The 20,025-nt window shown below is 32.2% G+C and carries 19 protein-coding genes; 14 read left to right on the plus strand and 5 right to left on the minus strand.

The window, feature by feature from the left end:
- Positions 1 to 40: 40 nt before the first annotated feature.
- The 3 genes from cysM to ACFQ1O_RS12645 are packed head-to-tail and all read right to left on the minus strand — an operon-like array spanning position 41 to position 2,039.
- Positions 41 to 928, minus strand: a complete 888-nt coding sequence (cysM, locus tag ACFQ1O_RS12635) for a cysteine synthase CysM (protein WP_377716395.1) — start codon at positions 926 to 928, stop codon at positions 41 to 43.
- A 3-nt stretch (positions 929 to 931) separates the two neighbouring features.
- Positions 932 to 1,678, minus strand: coding sequence for a serine O-acetyltransferase EpsC (gene epsC, locus ACFQ1O_RS12640; RefSeq protein WP_377716397.1), 747 nt, complete (start codon positions 1,676 to 1,678; stop codon positions 932 to 934).
- A gap of 10 nt (positions 1,679 to 1,688) precedes the next feature.
- Positions 1,689 to 2,039, minus strand: coding sequence for a 4Fe-4S dicluster domain-containing protein (locus ACFQ1O_RS12645; protein ID WP_377716399.1), 351 nt, complete (start codon positions 2,037 to 2,039; stop codon positions 1,689 to 1,691).
- Positions 2,040 to 2,249: 210 nt separating this feature from the next.
- Here ACFQ1O_RS12645 and ACFQ1O_RS12650 point away from each other — a divergent pair, with 210 nt between their 5' ends.
- From ACFQ1O_RS12650 to ACFQ1O_RS12695, 10 genes are all read left to right on the plus strand, one after another.
- Positions 2,250 to 2,504: a DUF2061 domain-containing protein gene (locus ACFQ1O_RS12650; RefSeq protein WP_377716402.1), complete on the plus strand. Its 255-nt coding sequence runs from the start codon at positions 2,250 to 2,252 to the stop codon at positions 2,502 to 2,504.
- 29 nt (positions 2,505 to 2,533) lie between these two features.
- A complete protein-coding gene (locus ACFQ1O_RS12655; protein WP_377716882.1) occupies positions 2,534 to 3,157 on the plus strand; it encodes a phosphoadenosine phosphosulfate reductase domain-containing protein in 624 nt (207 codons plus the stop codon).
- A gap of 21 nt (positions 3,158 to 3,178) precedes the next feature.
- Positions 3,179 to 4,078 carry a sulfate adenylyltransferase subunit CysD gene (gene cysD, locus ACFQ1O_RS12660; protein ID WP_377716404.1) on the plus strand — a complete coding sequence of 300 codons (900 nt, stop codon included), beginning with the start codon at positions 3,179 to 3,181 and terminating at the stop codon, positions 4,076 to 4,078.
- Between the two features lie 204 nt (positions 4,079 to 4,282).
- Positions 4,283 to 5,527 (plus strand): sulfate adenylyltransferase subunit 1, encoded by a 1,245-nt coding sequence (locus ACFQ1O_RS12665; protein WP_377716407.1) that lies wholly within the window; start codon positions 4,283 to 4,285, stop codon positions 5,525 to 5,527.
- Between the two features lie 241 nt (positions 5,528 to 5,768).
- Positions 5,769 to 7,889 carry a nitrite reductase gene (locus ACFQ1O_RS12670; protein ID WP_377716409.1) on the plus strand — a complete coding sequence of 707 codons (2,121 nt, stop codon included), beginning with the start codon at positions 5,769 to 5,771 and terminating at the stop codon, positions 7,887 to 7,889.
- Positions 7,879 to 8,652, plus strand: coding sequence for a uroporphyrinogen-III C-methyltransferase (gene cobA, locus ACFQ1O_RS12675; RefSeq protein WP_377716412.1), 774 nt, complete (start codon positions 7,879 to 7,881; stop codon positions 8,650 to 8,652). Before ACFQ1O_RS12670 ends, cobA begins: the two co-directional genes overlap by 11 nt.
- Complete coding sequence (locus ACFQ1O_RS12680; protein ID WP_377716414.1) at positions 8,649 to 9,233, plus strand: precorrin-2 dehydrogenase/sirohydrochlorin ferrochelatase family protein; 585 nt, start codon at positions 8,649 to 8,651, stop codon at positions 9,231 to 9,233. The genes cobA and ACFQ1O_RS12680 overlap by 4 nt, the downstream gene beginning before the upstream one ends.
- 70 nt (positions 9,234 to 9,303) lie before the next feature.
- On the plus strand, positions 9,304 to 10,365 hold the full coding sequence (locus ACFQ1O_RS12685; RefSeq protein ID WP_377716417.1) for an NAD(P)/FAD-dependent oxidoreductase: 1,062 nt from the start codon (positions 9,304 to 9,306) through the stop codon (positions 10,363 to 10,365).
- 1 nt (position 10,366) lies between these two features.
- The gene (locus tag ACFQ1O_RS12690; protein ID WP_377716420.1) at positions 10,367 to 10,699 is read left to right on the plus strand and encodes a ferredoxin; all 333 of its coding nucleotides are present in this window, start codon (positions 10,367 to 10,369) and stop codon (positions 10,697 to 10,699) included.
- A 134-nt stretch (positions 10,700 to 10,833) separates the two neighbouring features.
- Complete coding sequence (locus ACFQ1O_RS12695) at positions 10,834 to 12,810, plus strand: amidohydrolase family protein (RefSeq protein WP_377716422.1); 1,977 nt, start codon at positions 10,834 to 10,836, stop codon at positions 12,808 to 12,810.
- Between the two features lie 44 nt (positions 12,811 to 12,854).
- Here the strand turns inward: ACFQ1O_RS12695 and ACFQ1O_RS12700 are convergent, their stop codons facing one another.
- Complete coding sequence (locus tag ACFQ1O_RS12700) at positions 12,855 to 13,571, minus strand: LytR/AlgR family response regulator transcription factor (protein ID WP_377716425.1); 717 nt, start codon at positions 13,569 to 13,571, stop codon at positions 12,855 to 12,857.
- Positions 13,561 to 14,559: a sensor histidine kinase gene (locus ACFQ1O_RS12705; protein ID WP_377716427.1), complete on the minus strand. Its 999-nt coding sequence runs from the start codon at positions 14,557 to 14,559 to the stop codon at positions 13,561 to 13,563. The genes ACFQ1O_RS12700 and ACFQ1O_RS12705 overlap by 11 nt, the downstream gene beginning before the upstream one ends.
- Positions 14,560 to 15,174: 615 nt before the next feature.
- Here ACFQ1O_RS12705 and ACFQ1O_RS12710 point away from each other — a divergent pair.
- From ACFQ1O_RS12710 to ilvN, 4 genes are read left to right on the plus strand one after another with little or no spacing between them, the layout of a single operon-like run.
- Complete coding sequence (locus ACFQ1O_RS12710) at positions 15,175 to 16,065, plus strand: branched-chain amino acid transaminase (RefSeq protein WP_377716430.1); 891 nt, start codon at positions 15,175 to 15,177, stop codon at positions 16,063 to 16,065.
- A 2-nt stretch (positions 16,066 to 16,067) separates the two neighbouring features.
- Positions 16,068 to 17,744, plus strand: a complete 1,677-nt coding sequence (gene ilvD, locus ACFQ1O_RS12715; RefSeq protein ID WP_377716432.1) for a dihydroxy-acid dehydratase — start codon at positions 16,068 to 16,070, stop codon at positions 17,742 to 17,744.
- Positions 17,745 to 17,757: 13 nt separating this feature from the next.
- Positions 17,758 to 19,491, plus strand: coding sequence for a biosynthetic-type acetolactate synthase large subunit (gene ilvB / locus ACFQ1O_RS12720; protein ID WP_377716435.1), 1,734 nt, complete (start codon positions 17,758 to 17,760; stop codon positions 19,489 to 19,491).
- Between the two features lie 6 nt (positions 19,492 to 19,497).
- On the plus strand, positions 19,498 to 20,025 hold the full coding sequence (gene ilvN / locus ACFQ1O_RS12725; RefSeq protein ID WP_377716437.1) for an acetolactate synthase small subunit: 528 nt from the start codon (positions 19,498 to 19,500) through the stop codon (positions 20,023 to 20,025).

Consider the following 20,025-nt stretch of genomic DNA (forward strand, 5'->3'; position numbering starts at 1 on the left):
TAATATATATTTAAATAAACCGTATTATAAAGCGATGTTTTTAAAATAAATTCGATGACAAGTAACGATCGCCCTTATCGCAAATAATGGTTACAATAGTTCCTTTTGTTATTTGTTCGGCTATTTGTAAAGCAGAATAAACAGCACCACCACTACTCATACCAGCAAAAACTCCCTCTTTAAGAGCTAATTTCCGAGTCATTTTTGTAGCTTCTTCTTGGCTCACTTCTAGTATGTTATCTATATTTTCGGGTTTAAAAATACTAGGAATGTATTCTGGCGACCATTTGCGTATTCCAGGTATTTTAGATCCTGCTTTGGGTTGTGCACCTATGACTTGAATATTTTTGTTTTTTTCTTTTAAATATGTAGATACACCAGTAATAGTTCCTGTTGTTCCCATAGCAGATACAAAATGAGTTATTTCTCCATTAGTACCTTTCCAGATTTCAGGACCAGTAGTTTTGTAGTGTGCTTTCCAGTTATCTTCGTTTTCAAATTGGTTTAACATATAAGCCCCTTTATTTTTATGGATTTCTAAAGCTACATCTCTAGAATACTCTATACCTTTTTGGGAATCGGTTAATACTACCTCGGCTCCATAAGCCTTCATAGTTTTTATTCTTTCTAGAGTAGCACTTTCTGGCATAACTAAAGTAATGTTTAAGTTTAATAATTTAGCTGTTAAAGCCAAAGCTATACCTGTATTACCACTTGTCGCTTCTACAAGATGACTTCCTCTCTTTATATCACCTCTTTTTAAAGCTTGATTAATCATATTAAAGGCTGGCCTGTCTTTAACACTACCTCCAGGGTTTTGGCTTTCTAATTTTAATAATAATTTCACTTCCTTTTTGTCAATAAGGTTAGAAGCTTCAATTAAAGGAGTATTACCAATTAACTGTGTTATGTTTCGATTGATATTCATGATCTATAAGGGATTAATATTATAAGCTGTTTTATAAGTAACAATTGAGTTTTTAGGAATAGATTTGGTGATACAAACATTAGCGCCTATAATGGAGTTCTCTCCAATAACTACATTACCACCTAGTATAGTAGCATTAGCATAAATAGTTACATTGCTTTCAATAGTGGGGTGTCTTTTTACAGAGGCCAATTCTTTTTTTACTTGAATACCTCCAAGTGTTACTCCCTGGTAAATCGAAACATTATTGTTTATAATGGTAGTTTCTCCAATTACAATTCCTGTTGCATGATCAATAAAAAAAGAATTACCTATCGTTGCTCCAGGATGAATATCTACTCCAGTTAAGCTATGAGCGAATTCACTCATCATTCTTGGAAGTAAAGGAATATCTAAAATTAATAGTTCATGACTGAGTCTATAAATTGCTATTGCCAAAAAACCAGGGTATGCAAAATATATTTCTTTTAAACTTTTTGCAGCGGGATCTTTTTGTAAGGCTGCTTCTGCATCAAGCATAAGATCTTTTCTTATTGATGATATTTTGGAATTAAACTCACTCCATTTTTTTTCTGAAGTATTTATATCTAATTTTTTGCAAATTAATATAAAATTAGTCTCAATATTCTTGATATAATTATTAGCATAGTTTATATCAAATAAGGAATAATATAACTCTTTAGTAAACTTTTCTACAGAGTCTTTTATACTAATCTCTATTGAAAAAGGTAAAGTGTTAAGGTGTTGCATGTTTTCCATTTTATACTGGATGTAACAATTTTTGTTTTTGTAATAATTCTTTTTCTGTTTCTGTGTTTTCTTCGTCTGGAATGCAACAATCAACTGGGCAAACAGCAGCGCATTGAGGTTCTTCATGAAATCCTTTACATTCAGTACATTTATCTGGTACTATATAATAAAACTCATCAGATATTGCTTCTTGATCAATATCTGCATCAATCGTTTTTCTACCTAGAAAGTCTAATGATCCGCTTAAAGAAGTTCCGTCAGAATATTTCCAATCATCACTTGCTTCATAAATTGCATTATTTGGGCATTCTGGCTCGCAAGCTCCGCAATTAATGCATTCATCTGTTATGAATATTGCCATAACTATGTGGGTTAATAAATTAATATATAAAATCTATAGAATAAATAGAGTTTGCAAATGTAAAGTAAATTTTAAACTATGCAAGAGTTTTTAGAGGCTTTAAAATCAATATTTTAATATAGTTAAAACTAATAGTCTATAAAATCTATAGGAAATATAGTTTAATTGAAAAAAGTTTATATATTTGCCCCCGTTAATTAATTCGAAAAGATGATTTTAGATAAAGTATATCACCAAAAAGAACTGGATTATACCAAAGATAAGTCTTCAGAAAAGCCACTTAGAAGCGTAGTGAAGTCTGTTAGTTGGCGAATTGTAGGTACTTTAGATACCATATTAATTTCATGGTTAATAACCGGAACTCTGCAGTTAGCATTATCAATTGGTTTTGTAGAGTTAATAACTAAAATGGTGTTGTATTTTTTTCATGAAAGAATTTGGAATAAAATTAACTGGGGAAAATAATTGCTATGAAGCCTCCTAAATTGAACGAAATGGAAATTAAACAAGAAGTACTTAAAAAGTATAATGATGAATTTGCAGATAAATCTCCCTCAGAAATTATTTCTTGGGTATTAAGTTTTGCAAATAAGCCAGTTGTTACAACTAATTTTAGACCATATGAAGCAACTATTTTACACGCAGTCGTGTCAGAATTAAAAGATATTAATGTGGTTTGGTGCGACACAGGATACAATACACCAAATACATATAGACATGCTAACGAATTAATTAAAAAATTAGGTTTAAATATAAAATTGTACACTCCTAAACAAACGGCAGCTCATAGAGATGTTGTAATGGGAATACCAAATGTAGATGACCCGCTACATGCTGTTTTTTCAGAGCAAGTTAAGATAGAACCTTTTAAAAGAGCTATGCAAGAACAGCAACCAGATGTTTGGTTTACCAATTTAAGAAAAGGACAAACAGCTTTAAGAGATAGCTTAGATATTTTTAGTTTTTCTAAAGATGGAGTATTAAAAGTAAGTCCTTTCTATCATTGGTCAGAAGAACAATTAGATGCTTATTTGAAAGAGTATAATTTACCAAACGAGCTGAAGTATTTCGATCCAACCAAAGTACTAGAAAACAGAGAGTGTGGAATACACCAATAATAGAAAAGAAGAAGAAAGAAAATGAGTAAGATATTACAACATAATGCCTTAGAGGCAGAAGCAATTCATATTTTTAGAGAAGTGGTTGCTCAGTTTGAGAATCCAGTTCTATTATTTTCTGGAGGGAAAGATTCTATAACTTTAGTAAGATTAGCACAGAAAGCTTTTTTTCCGGCTAAGATTCCGTTTCCATTATTACATGTAGATACAGGACATAATTTTCCGGAAACCATAGAGTTTAGAGATAAATTGGTAGGAGAGTTAGGTTTGAACTTAATTGTAAGAAATGTTCAAGATGCTATAGACCAAGGAAAAGTAGTAGAAGAAACAGGTAAGTATGCTAGTAGAAATAGCCTGCAAACAACTACCTTATTAGATGCTATAGAAGAATTTAAGTTCGATGCCTGTATTGGAGGAGCAAGAAGAGATGAAGAAAAGGCTAGAGCTAAGGAACGTATATTTTCGGTTAGAGATGATTTCGGACAATGGGATGAAAAGAATCAACGTCCAGAAGTATTTGATATGTTGAACGGAAAGATAGAATTAGGTCAAAATGTACGTGTTTTTCCTATATCTAACTGGACAGAGTTAGATGTTTGGAGTTATATAGAGCAAGAAAAAATAGAAATTCCGTCTATTTATTTTTCACATGAAAGACCAACTTTTGTTAGAGATGGATTGATATGGAGTGCTTCTGAATATGTGTATAAAGAAGAAGATGAAGAAGTATTAGATAGAATAGTTCGTTTTAGAACGGTTGGAGATATGACCTGTACAGCAGCAGTAGAATCAAAAGCAAAAACAATTCAGGAGATAGTAAATGAGATAAGAGTCTCAACAATTTCTGAGAGAGGAGCTAGAATAGACGATAAACGATCAGAGGCAGCAATGGAAAAACGTAAACAACAAGGGTATTTTTAAAAGTGGCATTTAGATAATGTTTTAGTCATTCCGAACTTGTTTCGGAATCTCATCAGATAATTTAATCATTTATGATGAGAACCTGAAACAAGTTTAGACTCACGTACTAAACACCTAATAGTCAATAGATATTCAAAATAATTTAGTACTGAATTATTAATAAAGTCTTAATACTAGGTACTATATACTCAATACTAAAAGAAAATGGAAGTATTAAAAATAGCAACAGCTGGTAGTGTAGATGATGGTAAAAGTACCTTAATAGGAAGATTACTGTATGATACCAAGTCGTTAACAGATGATAAAATAGAAGCTATAAAAAAGAGTAGTAAGAAAAAAGGATTTGATTACTTAGATTTTTCTTTAGCTACAGATGGCTTGGTAGCCGAACGTGAACAGGGAATAACTATAGATGTAGCTCATATTTATTTTTCGACAGAAAAGAAGAGTTATATCATTGCAGATACTCCTGGGCATGTAGAATATACTAGAAATATGGTAACAGGCGCATCTAATGCTCAGGCCTCTATTATATTAATTGATGCTAGAAATGGAGTAATAGAGCAAACTAAGCGTCATTTTTTTATCAATAACTTATTACGCGTAAAGCATATTATTGTAGCTGTAAATAAAATGGATTTAGTAGATTATAATGAAGATGTTTTCAATGCTATAAAATCAGATTTTGAAGCCCTAAACGGTAAGAGTACATTTAACAAACAGCAAATTACTTTTATACCAATTAGCGCTTTAGAAGGAGAGAATGTGGTTACTCATTCAGAAAAAACCAATTGGTATAGTGGTCCAACAGTTTTATCTTATTTAGAAGGTTTAAAAGCAGAAGAGACTTATCAAAAAAGTAATTTTCGTTTTCCTGTACAAACAGTAATAAGACCCAAACAAGATGCTTATCACGATTACAGAGGCTATGCAGGTAAAGTATATGGAGATAGTGTTAAAGTTGGAGATAAAGTAACTGTGTTACCATCTTTAAAAGAAAGTAAAGTAAAAGAAATTCAGTTTTTTGATGGCACTTTCTCAGAGGTAAACGAGGGAGCCTCAGTTACAATTCAATTAGAAGATGATATAAATGTAAGTAGAGGAGATACTATAGTAAAGACTAATGAAGTACCAAATTCCTCTAAGGAATTAGAGGCAACAATATGTTGGATGGATACAAAAAAGTTAGCTCAAGGTACCAAGTATTTAATTCAGCATAATACCAATATAGTTTTATCTAAAGTAGATAAAGTGGCTCATACCGTTGCTACCGATTATTCAGGAATTGAAGAAGTGAATGAATTAGGATTGAATGATATAGGAAAGGTGAGTTTTAAATTAAGTAAGTCTTTGTTTTATGATAGTTATCATGAAAATAAGTCTAACGGATCTTTTATTTTGATTGATGCTCAAACTAATACTACAGCAGGTGTAGGATTTATTGATTAAACTAATTGATTTAAGAATAGAATTAATAACCAAAATCAACAAAAACCAATATAAGTTGAAAATAAGAAAAACTAATATAATGACTCTAGCTATGTGCACTTCAATGAGCATGTGTATGCAGTACCATAAAGTCAAAAGGATAATGAGTTAATAAACTGAAAATCGTTTATAAAACAAAAGCCCTTTTGATAATCAAAAGGGCTTTTTTAATACCAATTAAACAACACAAAAATTACAAGTAATGCAAAGTTTTAGAACCGAAATTGAAAATCCGGTAGTAGAAAAAGATATTCTAGAATTAGAACGTAAAATACGCCTTTTCAAAGAAGGTAAAATAGACGAAGAACGTTTTCGTAGTCTTCGTTTAGCAAGAGGAGTTTATGGACAGCGTCAGTTTGGAGTACAAATGATTCGGATTAAATTGCCTTATGGTAAAGTAACTTCAGAGCAACTACACCGTATTGCAAATGTGTCTGATGAGTATTCTAGAGGTAGGCTGCATATTACTACACGTCAGGATATACAAATCCATCATGTTAGTTTAGACAGGACTCCGGAACTTTGGGCGGAGTTAGAGAAAGATGATATTACTTTAAGAGAAGCGTGTGGTAATGCGGTAAGGAATGTAACAGCATCAGAAACTGCTGGTATAGATGTAAACGAACCTTTTGATGTAACTCCATATGCACATGCAACATTCGAGTTCTTTTTACGTAATCCTATTTGTCAAGAAATGGGAAGAAAGTTTAAGATGGCTTTTTCTGCAACAGATGAAGATACAGGGTTAACTTTTATGCATGATTTGGGATTTATTGCTAAAACAAAGCAGGTAAATGGTAAAGAGCAAAGAGGTTTTAAAGTGTTACTGGCAGGTGGTTTAGGTTCTCAACCAAGGCAAGCAGATGTTTTTTATGAGTTTTTAGAAGAAGATTTATTAATACCAACTATAGAAGGCGTGTTAAGAGTTTTTGATAGACACGGAGAACGATCTAAAAGAGCGAAGGCTAGGTTGAAGTTTTTAGTAAAAGATTTAGGTTTAGAAGCTTTTGTTAAATTGGTAGATAAAGAACGTAAAGCTTTAGCTTATAAAACATATCCAATAAATAGAAAGCCTTTTGAACAAGAAATTGTATTTGAAACAGAAGACATTCCTTCAGTAGAAATAGAAGAAATAAGAGCTTATGAAAATTGGAAACAAACTAATGTAATTAATCAAAAACAGGAAGGTTTATTTGCGGTCGGGATAAAAGTTCATTTAGGCGATTTTTATACAGATAAAGCTAGGTTGTTAGCAGATTTAATTAAGAAATATGCAGCTAACGAGCTGCGATTTACATTACGTCAAAATATTTTAATTCGTCATGTACGAGAAGAGTTATTACCGTTTTTCTACGTAGAACTTAAAAAGTTAGGATTTGCTGAAGCAGGTTATAATAGCTTGTTAGATATTACGGCTTGTCCAGGAACAGATACTTGTAATTTAGGAATAGCAAGTAGCACAGGAGTAACTGTTGAGTTAGAGAGAATTCTTAAAGAAGAATATCCAGATTACATTAACAATAAAGAGTTAACTATTAAAATTAGTGGATGTATGAATGCTTGTGGTCAGCATAATATGGCACACATAGGTTTTCAAGGGATGTCTGTTCGTACTAAAGATAAATTAGTAGCTCCAGCTTTGCAGGTATTAATAGGTGGAGGTGTTTTAGGAGATGGTCAAGGTCGTTTTGCAGATAAACTGGTAAAAGTGCCTAGTAAAAGAGGACCAGAAGCATTACGAATTTTATTAAACGACTTTGAAGCTCATCAAGAAGAAAGCGAAGACTTTTTAACCTATTACGATAGACAAGGAAAAACCTACTTCTATGATTTATTAAAACATTTATCAGATATCACTAATCTTACTGAGAATGACTTTATAGACTGGGGGCAAGATAAAAATTATGTTAAAGCAATTGGTGTAGGGGAATGTGCAGGAGTAGTAATAGATTTAATAGCTACGTTATTGTTTGAGAGTGAAGAAAAATTAGAGTTAGCTACAGAAGCATTTAATAATGAACAATGGGCAGATAGCATTTATCATTCTTATGCTGTTTTGGTTAATACTGCTAAAGCCCTATTAACAGTTGAGGGCGCAAAAACCAATACACAAGCAGGAATTGTAAAAAGTTTCGATGAGTTGTTAATAGATACGAATAAAATTGAATTGGCAAGTAGTTTTAATGATTTGGTTTATCAGATTAATAAAAATGAACCTAGCCTAGTTTTTGCAAGAGAGTATTTAAATGAAGCTAAAGCCTTTTATCAATTAGCAGACGTATATAGAAAAGAACAGATTAGCATAGGAAAAGATGAGAAATAAAGCACAATTAACCGTTGTAGGAGCAGGGCCAGGAGATATCGATTTAATCACACTTAAAGCAATAAAAGTGTTGAAACAGGCCAATGTAGTTTTATATGATGCTATAGTGAATACAGATTTATTAGAGTACGTAAATCCACTAGCAGAAAAAATTTATGTTGGTAAAAGAAAAGGATGTTATTCTTATCAACAAGAACAAATCAATGAGCTTATAGTAAGTAGAGCTTACTCTAATGGGCACGTTGTTCGATTAAAAGGAGGTGATCCATTTATTTTTGGGAGGGGTGCCGAAGAGATGGAATATGCTTCTAGATTAGGTGTTAAAGTTAATATGGTTCCTGGTATATCATCATCGTTAGCAGTACCAGCTTACCAGAATATACCTCTAACTAAAAGAGGCAGTTCAGAAAGTTTCTGGGTAATTACTGGAACCACTAAAAACCATCAAATTTCTAAAGATGTGGCTTTAGCAGCTAAATCTACAGCTACAGTAGTTATATTAATGGGAATGAGCAAACTGAAAGAAATAGTTGCTTTGTTCAAAGCAGAAGGAAAGAATGATTTGCCAGTTGCTATTATACAGAACGGAACCACTTCTCAGGAAAAAGTGGGAGTAGGAACAGTAACTACAATTGAAAAAATAGTTCAAGAAAAAGAACTAAGTAATCCAGCAATTATTGTTCTAGGAGAAGTAGTTAATCATAGAGAACGAATATTAAATATTAAGTCAAGGGTAATCCCTAGAAAAGTTGAAGCCATATGAATTTAGAAAATAGAAATAATTTATACCCTATTTTTTTAAAAGTACATCAATTAAATGTATTGATAGTGGGTGGAGGGACAGTGGCATTAGAAAAATTAAGTTTTTTATTAAAGTCTAGTCCTAATGCTAATGTAAAAGTTGTATCTATATCTTTTGATAAAGAATTGCAAAAACTAGCACAAGAGCATAGAGTAGAATTAATATCTGATATATACAAGGCAAAATATTTAGAAGATCAGCACATTGTTATAGGGGCTACTAATGATCATAAAACCAATCAGCAAATTTATATTGATGCAACTATTAATAACATTTTGGTAAACATAGCTGATACACCAGATTTATGTGATTTTTATTTGGGAGGAATAGTAACTAAAGGGAATGTGAAAATTGCCATTTCAACAAATGGAAAATCACCAACGATGGCTAAACGTCTGAGGCAATTTTTTGAAGATGTTCTTCCAGAAAGTATAGATGATTTGGTGTTGAATTTAAATCAATATAGATCGAATATAAAAGGAAATTTTAGAGAAAAGGTTAACAGTTTAAACAAGTTAACTAAATCTATTATTTATAATTAATATAGATAAAACAATAAAAGAGTTCATAAAACCAAGAATTTTTAAGATTTTTGCAAAACAATAAAGAAAAATGATAGAGACTGATATACTTATAATAGGAGCAGGACCAACCGGATTATTTACTGTTTTTGAAGCAGGTTTATTAAAAATGAAATGTCATTTAATAGATGCTTTACCACAACCTGGTGGACAATGTTCGGAGTTATATCCTAAAAAACCAATCTACGATATACCTGCTTTTCCAGAAGTGTTGGCAGGAGATTTAGTAGATAACTTAATGAAGCAAATAGAGCCATTTGAACCTGGATTTACTTTAGGGGAAAGAGCAGATACTATAGAAGAGCAAGAGGATGGAACTTTTATTGTAACTACAAATAAAGGTACTATACATAAAGCACCAGTGGTAGCTATAGCTGGAGGTTTGGGGTCTTTTGAACCTAGGAAACCACAGATTTCTAATATAGCAGATTACGAAGATAAAGGAGTAGTATATGTTATTAGAGATCCTGAAGTGTACAGAGACCAAAGAGTAGTATTAGCAGGAGGAGGTGATTCTGCCTTAGACTGGGCTATTTTTTTAGCAGATGTTGCTAGCGAAGTGACTTTGGTTCATAGAAGAAACGAGTTTAGAGGAGCTCTAGATTCAGCAGAAAAAGTGGCTGAATTAGCAAAAGCTGGAAAAATTAATTTAATTACTGAAGCTGAGGTTACAGATATTTTTGGAGAAGGTAAAGTAGAAGCTGTTAGAATTAATCATAAAACACAAGGTGAGCTAATTAAAGAAACAGATCATTTTATTCCGTTATTTGGTTTATTGCCTAAGTTAGGTCCAATTGCTAATTGGGGGTTAGAAATAGAGAAAAATGCAATAAAAGTTAACAATGCATTAGATTACCAAACCAATCGTGAAGGAATTTATGCTATTGGTGATGTTAACACTTATCCAGGAAAATTAAAATTAATTCTATGTGGTTTTCACGAAGCAACTCTAATGTGCCAGAGTGCTTATAAAAGAATTAATCCTGGTAAGAAGTTTGTTATGAAATACACAACCGTAGGTGGTGTAACTGGATTTGACGGTTCTCATAAGGTTGCTAAAAAAGATCAAGTAATAAATATAAGCGAATTGTAATATGTCTGATGTTGCTATTACTATAATAGATAGAGAAGGAGAAAAACATGTAATAGATGCTCCTACAGATATGGCTATGAACTTAATGGAGGTAGTTCAGTCATACGAATTGGCTCCAGAAGGAACAATTGGAGTATGTGGCGGAATGGCTATGTGTGCTTCTTGCCAGTGTTATGTGTTATCAGATCATGAATTACCAGAAATGGAAGATGCAGAAGAAGCTATGTTAGCAGAGGCTTTTAATGTAGAAGATAATTCTAGACTAGGTTGCCAAATACCTATAACTAAAGATTTAGAAGGATTGGAGATACAATTAGCTCCAGAAGAATTATAAAATATAAAAGCCCGCTATAAGCGGGTTTTTTATTTATAAAAATACATTCATTCCCTAAATTTATCCATTCAAGGAATAATTTTAGCTAAGAACTTAGTAACTTATAGTTTTGAATAACATTAAAAATCAAGCTTATGATACGTAAGATCCCAATTTGTTTATTCATTATGTTAGTTAGTTTAATGAGCTCAGCTCAAATAGCTGATAAGGTTATTAAAAACGCTAAAATTTATACAGCAGATGCCTCAAATACATTTGCTGAGGCGGTAGCAATTAAAGATGGAAAATTTATATATATAGGAACTGACTCTGGAGCAAATATTTATATCAATAATTCGACAGAGGTTTTAAATGCTAATGGTAAAGTTATTTTACCCGGTATGCACGATGTACATATTCATGCTCTAGAATCTAGCTCAGAAAATGGAGCAAGTGTAATATTAACGAGTTCTATAACAGATGCTGAACAGCATATACCAGAGTTGCAAAATGCAGCACCAGTAGTAAATTCTAATGGCTGGATTATGGGATGGGGACACTCACTTAATACATTACTTAACGCTACAAGAAAACCTCGCTTAATATTAGATGAAGTATTTCCTACACAACCAATACTCATAATGGAAGAGACGAGTCACTCGTTTTGGATAAATACTGCAGGTTTAAATTTACTAGGTATCAATGCGTCTACTCCAGATCCAGTAGGAGGTCATATTGTAAAAGGACGTTGGGGAGATGGATCTCCAGATGGTATTTTAATAGATAATGCAGGAGACGCTGCTAGAGAAGTTGCATTGGCACAAAATGCTACATTACAAAATATAGACTATGAAGGCCTAAGATATTATGGTTTACAGTTATTAGCTAAAAACGGAATAACATCTCTTGTAGATGGTAGAACCTATTGGAAACAAAACTTTGAGCAAGTATGGCGACAAATAAAAAATGAAGGATTGTTAACAGTAAGAGTAGGTTTATGTCCTTGGGTATATCCTAATAATGATGATGCTACTCAAATACCAATACTACAATCTATGTACGATGAAGGAGATGATATGCTTAAAGTAAGACAAATTAAACTATACAGCGATGGTATTACTCATAACTCAACTGCAGCTTTACATGAACCTTATAATGTAGACTTAGGCTTTGGTTTTACAGACAATAAAGGAGTAAATTATATAGATCAAACAAGAATGACCAATTTGATAACTACTCTTGAACAAACAGGTTATGATTTCTTTATTCATGCCATTGGAGATAGAGGGATAACAGAAAGTTTAAACGCAATTGAAGCAGCTAGAAATGTAAACGGAGATTTAGGAGCAAGACACAGATTAACTCATTTAGAAATTGTTAAGCCAACAGATTTTCCTCGCTTTACGGCGTTAAATATAACTGCAGATATGCAAGTAGCGGGAGATTTTACACAACCTAATCATTGGCATGAAAATGATTACTTGTTAGGAGCAGAAAGGTCAAATAATTTAGTGCCAGTAAAGTCGTTTTACGATGCCGGAACAAGAGTAACATTAAGTAGTGACTGGAATGTATCTGCTATTAGTCCGTTTGTAGGGATTCAGAATTCATTAACAAGATCTCCTCAAAACTTACCAGATGTATTTGCCGCAGTTAAAGCTTATACTATAAATGGTGCGTATACTATGAGACAAGAGACTGTAACAGGTAGTGTAGAATTGGGTAAATATGCAGATTTAATAATGATAGATAGGGATATATTTACCATTCCCAACACACAAATAGGAGCTACAAAAGTTATCTATACTTGGTTAGCAGGCCAAGAAGTGTATAGAGACAATTTATTAAGTTCTAATAGTCATATACAATTGCCTTTAGATTTTGATGTGTATCCAACTGTAACACCTAAAGATTTACAAATATATTATGCAGGTAATGAAAAACAAGATAGTATAGTACAGTTTTATGACACTAAAGGAAAAAAGATAAAAGAAGTAAAGATTCAATCTAATATGTTTGTGAATAATGAGTTGGAGTTAGATGTCTCTAGTTTTTCAGAAGGTATTTACTTGTTACAAATGCAAACAGGAAAAGGCAGGAAGAGAACAAAGAAGTTTATAGTAAGTAAATAAAATTGTAATAAAAAAATGAGAGTAATGTTACTCTCATTTTTTTATTACAATAACCCAAATCCATCTAAACGTTTCATTAATTCGGGTTTTATAGTTTTACTAATGTTAGCTGTATAGTTATTTTCTATATGAACTCTATTACCTTCTACACTTACTATTTTTTCTAAGTTAACAATGTAAGATTTATGAATACGCATAAAGTTAGTTGGTAATAAGCTCTCTAGCTTTGTCAAGCTCATTAAAGTAATAACTTTTTGTGTAGAAGTATAAAAACGAACGTATTTTTCTAAGCTTTCAATAAATAGAATATCAGCAAATTTTAGTTTTATGGCTTTTCCATCAGATTTTACAAATAAATAATTATGCACTGCGTTGTTCTGAGTTAAGGAAGACTGTTTATTTAGTATGTTTAAAACTTTATTAGCAGTTTTAAAGAAACGATTAAAGCTAATGGGTTTTAATAAATAATCGGTGGCATTTAATTCAAATCCTTCAACTGCATACTCAGAATAAGCTGTAGTAAAAATGGTTAATGGAGGATTTTCTAGAGAACGTAAAAAATCCAAGCCAGTTAAATTAGGCATTTGTATATCTAAGAATAAAATATCTATTGGGTTACTCTTTAATACACTCATTGCTTCTACAGCAGTATGGCAAGTAGCAATTAAGTTAAATTCAGGAATTTGAGCAATATGACTTTTTAACAATTCCTGAGCTAAGGTTTCATCATCTACTACTAAACAATTGTATTTATTCAACATTTCCAGGGAGTATTAGAGTTACTTTAAAAGACGAAATAGTATTATTAATATCAAGACTATAATTGCCTTGGTAATATAAATCTAATTGTTTCCTGGTATTACTTAAACCAATACCTAGAGTATTCATTTTTTTATCTTTAGAGTTTTCAATTTCAAATTCAACGTTATCATTTTCATCTATAGATAAGTTAATATGCAAGAAACCTTCTTTGTTATATTGTATATCACTGTGTTTAAAAGCATTCTCTACAAAATTAATTAATAATAAAGGAGGAATACTTATTTGAGGAGTAAGGCCGTTAGAAAGATAACTAATATGGTTATTAGCTTTTACTTTTTTTAAATGTTGTAAATCAATATATTTCTGTATTAAATCGGCTTCTTTAGTAATGGGAACTTTATGCTGAGTGGCATCTTCTAATAAATATCTCAAAATATCAGATAACTTTTCAATCATTTCAGGTGTATGCTCACTTTTGGTAACAGCTAAAGCATAAATATTGTTTAATGAGTTGAATAAAAAGTGAGGACTAACTTGAGATTTTAATAACTCTAATTCGGCTTGTAATTTTTCTGTTTTTAATTGAATGTGCCGGTGTTTTTCAATAAAAAATAGAATTAGAAACCAATATAGGTAAGAGATAATGGTAAATAAAGTAAAATTTAAACTGAATGAGATGCTATTGCGTGTAGTATCATAATTCATTAAAACTTTATCTAACTTTAAGCCTAAATATATGCTGAGTAAAATACTTAAGAAAGCAATTAGAGAAATAATATATATAATTTTAGGTTTTTCTTTAAAAAAAGGGAGTATAATCAATAAGTTAATATATGCAATTAGGGCATAAAAAGTACATTCTATTCCGGCATGTTTTAAGGCCTGAATTAAATTACTTCCATCGTAAAAATAATCTAGAACAAAGCATAGAATAAAACTCCAAAATAAGAAGTGAAATAAGATATGTTTCTTTAAAATATGAAGCATTCAACTAAAATAGTTGCTCAAATATTAAAAATACATTTTTTTCTGTTAACCTACTAATAATGGGAGTGAACAGTTGTTTTCTATCAGGGAAAGAATGTTTTTTTGTGTAAAAAGAAAAATAACATTTGTTTATTAGAAAAATTATCTCATATCTTTGCATCAGCAAAATGAATACACAAGTTTTAAATATCGTATCTGTAATTATTGTCGTGATTATTTCACTACAATAAGGGAATGGTATTATAAATTTTAAAATATTTTTATGAAAAGCCTTCCCGAAACGGAAGGCTTTTTTTATTGAAAACAAGAGTGTATTAATCTCTTTAAAAAAAACAAATGAATAGAATAACAAACATAGTAGCAGTCGTAATTATTGTCATTATTAACTCACCACCAAGTTGATTCCAGACTGCTATTGTATAAATATAAGCCTGAATCAATTCTAGATTCAGGCTTTTTTTATGCTTTAGAAAATGTAAATAAAAAAAGTTGTTAGCTATTGAAATTATTACAAAAACAAGAAAAATGTCGGTAGCTGAACAGTGTAAATAAAGAATAAATAACAAATTAATTAAAAACAAGGTCGAATAATTTTACAACCAAAATTCAATTATCATGTATTACAAAGAGAATACTCAGGTTTTTTTAGACGGTAATTGGCTATTAGCATCAGAAGCCACTACCAATTTATATGCTCAAACACTTCATTACGGAAATGGAGTCTTTGAAGGAATTCGTTCATACAAAACAGAAGATGGGGTCCAGGTTTTTAAAGCCAAAGAGCACTATGAGCGTTTAAAGTATTCTGCAGAGGTCATGCATATTGATTTAAATTATTCAGTAGATGAGTTAACAAAACTTACTTATGAATTGTTAGAAAGGAACAATCTTGAAAATGCATATATAAGGCCTTTGGTTTATTTAGGAGAAAATATGGCGTTACAGCCAACCAAAGAGGTTCATGTTCTTTTAGCAGCATGGGAATGGGGAAGGTATTTAGGCGATAAGCAATTAGACTTAATTACCTCAAGCTATCAAAGACCAAATCCAAAATCAAGTCATATTCAGGCAAAAGTTGTTGGGCATTACACAAACTCCATATTAGCTACTACAGAGGCTAAACAAAAAGGTTTTGATGAAGCCTTATTGTTAGATATGAATGGAAATGTAGCTGAAGGACCTGGGGCAAATTTCTTTTATGAAAAAGATGAGGTTTTATATACCTGTCCATTAGGAAATATCCTTTCAGGAATAACAAGACAAACAGTTTTTGAATTAGCCGAAGAATTAGGCTTTGAAGTAATTGAGAAGTTTTTTACCCCCGAGGAAGTGTATAAAGCAGACGCTGCATTTTTTACAGGAACCGCAGTAGAAATAGCTGGAATAAACTCTTTAGATGGAAGAAAGTTCAAGTTAAAATGGGAAGACTCTATGGGATATGATTTATCTAAAGCTTACAAGAATAGAGTTACAAAAAGAGAATACAAAAACTTTGAATTGGTTTAGAAATGGAACTAAATAAATACAGTAAAAGAATAACACAAGACGATACACAACCTGCGGCACAAGCAATGTTACATGCCATAGGGTTAACAGAGGAAGATTTGAATAAACCTCTGGTAGGTATTGCTAGCACAGGTTATGAAGGAAACCCTTGTAATATGCATTTAAATGGATTAGCTTCTTTAGCAAAAGAAGGGGTTTTACAAACCAATGTGGTTGGTTTAATATTTAATACCATTGGAGTTAGTGATGGTATTTCTATGGGAACACCCGGAATGCGTTTTTCTCTTCCTTCCAGAGATTTAATAGCAGATTCTATGGAAACCGTAGTTGAAGCTATGAGTTATGATGGGTTAATAACAGTTGTTGGGTGCGATAAAAATATGCCAGGGGCTTTAATGGCTATGCTCAGGCTTAATAGACCTTCCATATTAATTTATGGAGGAACTATAGACTCTGGTTGTCATGAAGGAAAGAAGCTAGATGTTGTCTCTGCTTTTGAAGCTTGGGGAAATAAAATGGCAGGATCTATAGATAATCATGAATATAAAAGTATCATTCAAAAGGCTTGTCCAGGTGCAGGAGCATGTGGAGGTATGTATACTGCTAACACTATGGCTTCAGCAATAGAAGCTTTGGGTATGTCATTACCTTATAATGCATCTAACCCTGCTTTAAGTAGTGAAAAGAAACTTGAAGCAGTTGAGGCAGGAAGAATGTTAGAAAATTTATTAAAAAAAGATATCAAACCATCAGACATAGTTACAAGAAAAGCTATAGAAAATGCTATAAGATTAGTAACTGTTTTAGGAGGTTCAACCAATGCAGTATTGCACTTTTTAGCTATTGCTAGAGCCGCTAATATAGAATTTACATTAGAAGATTTTCAACAAATAAGTGATACGACACCTTTTTTAGCAGATTTAAAACCCAGTGGAAAGTATTTAATGGAAGATGTTCATGAAATAGGAGGAATACCAGCTGTTTTAAAATACTTATTAAAGGAAGGTTTGTTATATGGTGATTGTCTTACGGTAACAGGGAAAACATTAGCAGAAAACTTAGAAAATGCTCCAGATTTACCACAAGGTCAAGATGTAATAAGAACTGTTGCTAATCCAATAAAACCCACAGGCCATTTAAGAATGTTATATGGGAATTTAGCTTTAGAAGGATCTGTAGCAAAGATTACAGGAAAAGAAGGCTTGAAATTTACTGGAAAAGCAAAAGTGTATGACGGTGAATTCGCTGCAAATGATGGAATTAAAAGAGGCGAAGTACAAAAAGGAGATGTTGTAGTAATACGATACGAAGGCCCGAAAGGAGGCCCAGGAATGCCAGAAATGTTAAAACCTACAGCAGCTATAATGGGAGCTGGTTTGGGTAAAGATGTAGCGCTTATTACAGATGGAAGGTTCTCTGGAGGAACTCATGGTTTTGTTGTAGGTCACATAGCTCCTGAAGCACAAGAGGGAGGAGCAATAGCTTTGGTTAAAAATGGAGATATCATTACCATAGATGCTGAAAAAAATAGCATTGAGTTAGAAATAACAACAGAAGAATTAGCCTTGCGAAAATCATTGTGGAAACCACCTGAGTTAAAGGCTACAAGAGGAACTTTATATAAATATGCTAAAACAGTTTCGTCGGCCTCTAAAGGCTGTGTAACAGACGAATTTTAATCTAATTAGTATTATGAAAACATTAGAATTAGAAAAGAAAGAAATCCGTAAAGAAAATACCGTTAAAATGACGGGAGCAGAAGCGGTAATAAAATCACTACTAGAAGAAAATGCTACACTAGCTTATGGTTATCCTGGAGGAGCAATTATGCCAGTTTATGACGAAATGTTTAAGTGCCAAGACCAATTTAAACATATTTTAACCAGACATGAACAAGGTGCTATACATGCGGCTCAAGGATATGCAAGAGTAACTGGAGAAGTTGGAGTTGTTTTTGCAACATCTGGCCCAGGTGCTACAAATTTGGTAACAGGTATTGCAGATGCCCAAATAGATTCAACTCCACTGGTTTGTATAACAGGTCAGGTGGCATCTCATTTATTAGGTACAGATGCTTTTCAAGAAACAGATATTGTAGGGATATCTACTCCAGTTACTAAATGGAATTATCAAATAACTAAGGCAGAAGAAATTCCTTCAGTAATTGCTAAAGCATTTTATATAGCTAAGTCTGGTAGACCAGGTCCGGTATTAATAGATATAACTAAAGATGCTCAAATGAATAGTCTAGATTTTTCTTATGAAAAATGTAAAGGAGTTAGAAGTTACCACCCAAAACCAGAAATGGATATTGAGCAAGTAAAAGAAGCAGCTAAGTTAATTAACAAAGCCAAGAAACCATTTATAGTAATGGGTCAAGGTGTAATACTAGGAAGAGCAGAAGAAGAGCTAAAAGCATTTGTAGAAAAAACAGGAATACCAACAGCTTCTACCGTTTTAGGGTTGTCAGGTTTAGCTTCCAATCATCCACTACATGTAGGTATGGTAGGTATGCATGGGCATTATGCACCTAATTTAAAAACTAATGAGTGTGATTTATTAATAGCCATTGGTATGCGATTTGACGATCGGGTAACTGGGGACTTAAATCGATACGCAAAGCAAGCTAAAGTTGTTCATTTTGAAATTGATCCAGCTGAAGTAGATAAAAATGTTAAAACAGATGTGGCTGTTTTAGGTAATGTAAAAGAAACATTAGCTGCGTTATTACCTTTTATTAATAAAAATGAACACTCTAATTGGCATCAAGAGTTTAAGGATTTACATGAATTAGAGTATAAAAAAGTTATTAAAGATCAGTTAAAACCAACTAAAGAGGGTTTAACAATGGGGGAGGTTTTAGAAGGAATTAATAAAGCTACAAATGACAATGCTTTAATTGTTTCAGACGTAGGTCAGCATCAAATGTTTGCTTGCAGATATGCTCGATTTACACAAACAAGGAGTCAAGTAACTTCTGGAGGTTTGGGCACTATGGGCTTTGCTTTACCGGCTGCCATAGGAGCTAAGATGGGGGTGCCAAACAGAGAGGTAGTAGCTATTATAGGGGATGGTGGATACCAAATGAATATCCAAGAATTGGGTACACTTTTTCAGACTAAAACACCAGTTAAAATTATAGTACTTAATAATAGTTATCTAGGTATGGTTCGCCAATGGCAAGAACTGTTTTTTGATAAACGATATGCCTCAACAGAAATGGAAAATCCAGATTTCGTTAAAATAGCTGAAGGTTATGATATTAAGGCTAGAAGAGTAGTGAAAAGAGATGAATTGCAAAATGCTATTAACGAAATGATTGCGAATAAAGAATCATATTTTTTAGAGGTAGTTATAGAAAAAGAAGATAATGTTTTTCCAATGGTGCCAACAGGAGCAGCCGTTTCAGAATGTAGATTAAGTTAAATAGTTATGGGAGAAAATAAAACATATACCATATCAGTTTACACCGAAAATAATTTAGGTGTAATGAATAGAATATCGGGCATATTCTTAAAAAGACATATAAACTTAGAAAGTATAACAGCATCTCAGTCTGAGATAAAAGATGTTTTTCGTTTTGTATTTGTAATTACAATCAGCGAAGAACGAGTTAGGAAGTTAGTAGGGCAGATAGAGAAACAAGTTGAGGTGTTAAAAGCATATTATCATACAGATGAGGAGACTATTTTTCAAGAATCTGCTTTGTTTAAGATAGCTACTAATTTATTGTTTGATGATAGACAAATACAAAATATTATAAAGAACAGCAATGCCAATATAGTAACAGTTGCTCACGATTATTTTGTAATTGAAAAAACAGGAAGACGTCATGAAACAGAAGAACTATACAAGCAATTACTTCCATTTGGGATTTTACAATTTGTAAGAACAGGAAGAATATCGGTTACAAAAGAAGCCATGAATATATCAAGAATAGTAAAAGAATTTAATTATTAA

This window comes from Pseudofulvibacter geojedonensis (assembly GCF_042675745.1).
GTDB lineage: Bacteria > Bacteroidota > Bacteroidia > Flavobacteriales > Flavobacteriaceae > Pseudofulvibacter > Pseudofulvibacter geojedonensis.

Coding starts and splice junctions, on each gene's coding strand:
- ACFQ1O_RS12670 (WP_377716409.1), top strand. CDS start 5,769: ATGCAAAGTTTTAGAACCGAAATTGAAAATCCGGTAGTAGAAAAAGAT.
- ACFQ1O_RS12700 (WP_377716425.1), bottom strand. CDS start 13,571: ATGTTGAATAAATACAATTGTTTAGTAGTAGATGATGAAACCTTAGCT.
- ACFQ1O_RS12665 (WP_377716407.1), top strand. CDS start 4,283: ATGGAAGTATTAAAAATAGCAACAGCTGGTAGTGTAGATGATGGTAAA.
- ilvB (WP_377716435.1), top strand. CDS start 17,758: ATGAAAACATTAGAATTAGAAAAGAAAGAAATCCGTAAAGAAAATACC.
- ACFQ1O_RS12695 (WP_377716422.1), top strand. CDS start 10,834: ATGATACGTAAGATCCCAATTTGTTTATTCATTATGTTAGTTAGTTTA.
- ACFQ1O_RS12685 (WP_377716417.1), top strand. CDS start 9,304: ATGATAGAGACTGATATACTTATAATAGGAGCAGGACCAACCGGATTA.
- cysM (WP_377716395.1), bottom strand. CDS start 928: ATGAATATCAATCGAAACATAACACAGTTAATTGGTAATACTCCTTTA.
- ACFQ1O_RS12680 (WP_377716414.1), top strand. CDS start 8,649: ATGAATTTAGAAAATAGAAATAATTTATACCCTATTTTTTTAAAAGTA.
- cobA (WP_377716412.1), top strand. CDS start 7,879: ATGAGAAATAAAGCACAATTAACCGTTGTAGGAGCAGGGCCAGGAGAT.
- ACFQ1O_RS12650 (WP_377716402.1), top strand. CDS start 2,250: ATGATTTTAGATAAAGTATATCACCAAAAAGAACTGGATTATACCAAA.
- epsC (WP_377716397.1), bottom strand. CDS start 1,678: ATGCAACACCTTAACACTTTACCTTTTTCAATAGAGATTAGTATAAAA.
- ACFQ1O_RS12705 (WP_377716427.1), bottom strand. CDS start 14,559: ATGCTTCATATTTTAAAGAAACATATCTTATTTCACTTCTTATTTTGG.
- ACFQ1O_RS12690 (WP_377716420.1), top strand. CDS start 10,367: ATGTCTGATGTTGCTATTACTATAATAGATAGAGAAGGAGAAAAACAT.
- ACFQ1O_RS12655 (WP_377716882.1), top strand. CDS start 2,534: ATGGAAATTAAACAAGAAGTACTTAAAAAGTATAATGATGAATTTGCA.
- ACFQ1O_RS12710 (WP_377716430.1), top strand. CDS start 15,175: ATGTATTACAAAGAGAATACTCAGGTTTTTTTAGACGGTAATTGGCTA.
- ACFQ1O_RS12645 (WP_377716399.1), bottom strand. CDS start 2,039: ATGGCAATATTCATAACAGATGAATGCATTAATTGCGGAGCTTGCGAG.
- ilvD (WP_377716432.1), top strand. CDS start 16,068: ATGGAACTAAATAAATACAGTAAAAGAATAACACAAGACGATACACAA.
- ilvN (WP_377716437.1), top strand. CDS start 19,498: ATGGGAGAAAATAAAACATATACCATATCAGTTTACACCGAAAATAAT.
- cysD (WP_377716404.1), top strand. CDS start 3,179: ATGAGTAAGATATTACAACATAATGCCTTAGAGGCAGAAGCAATTCAT.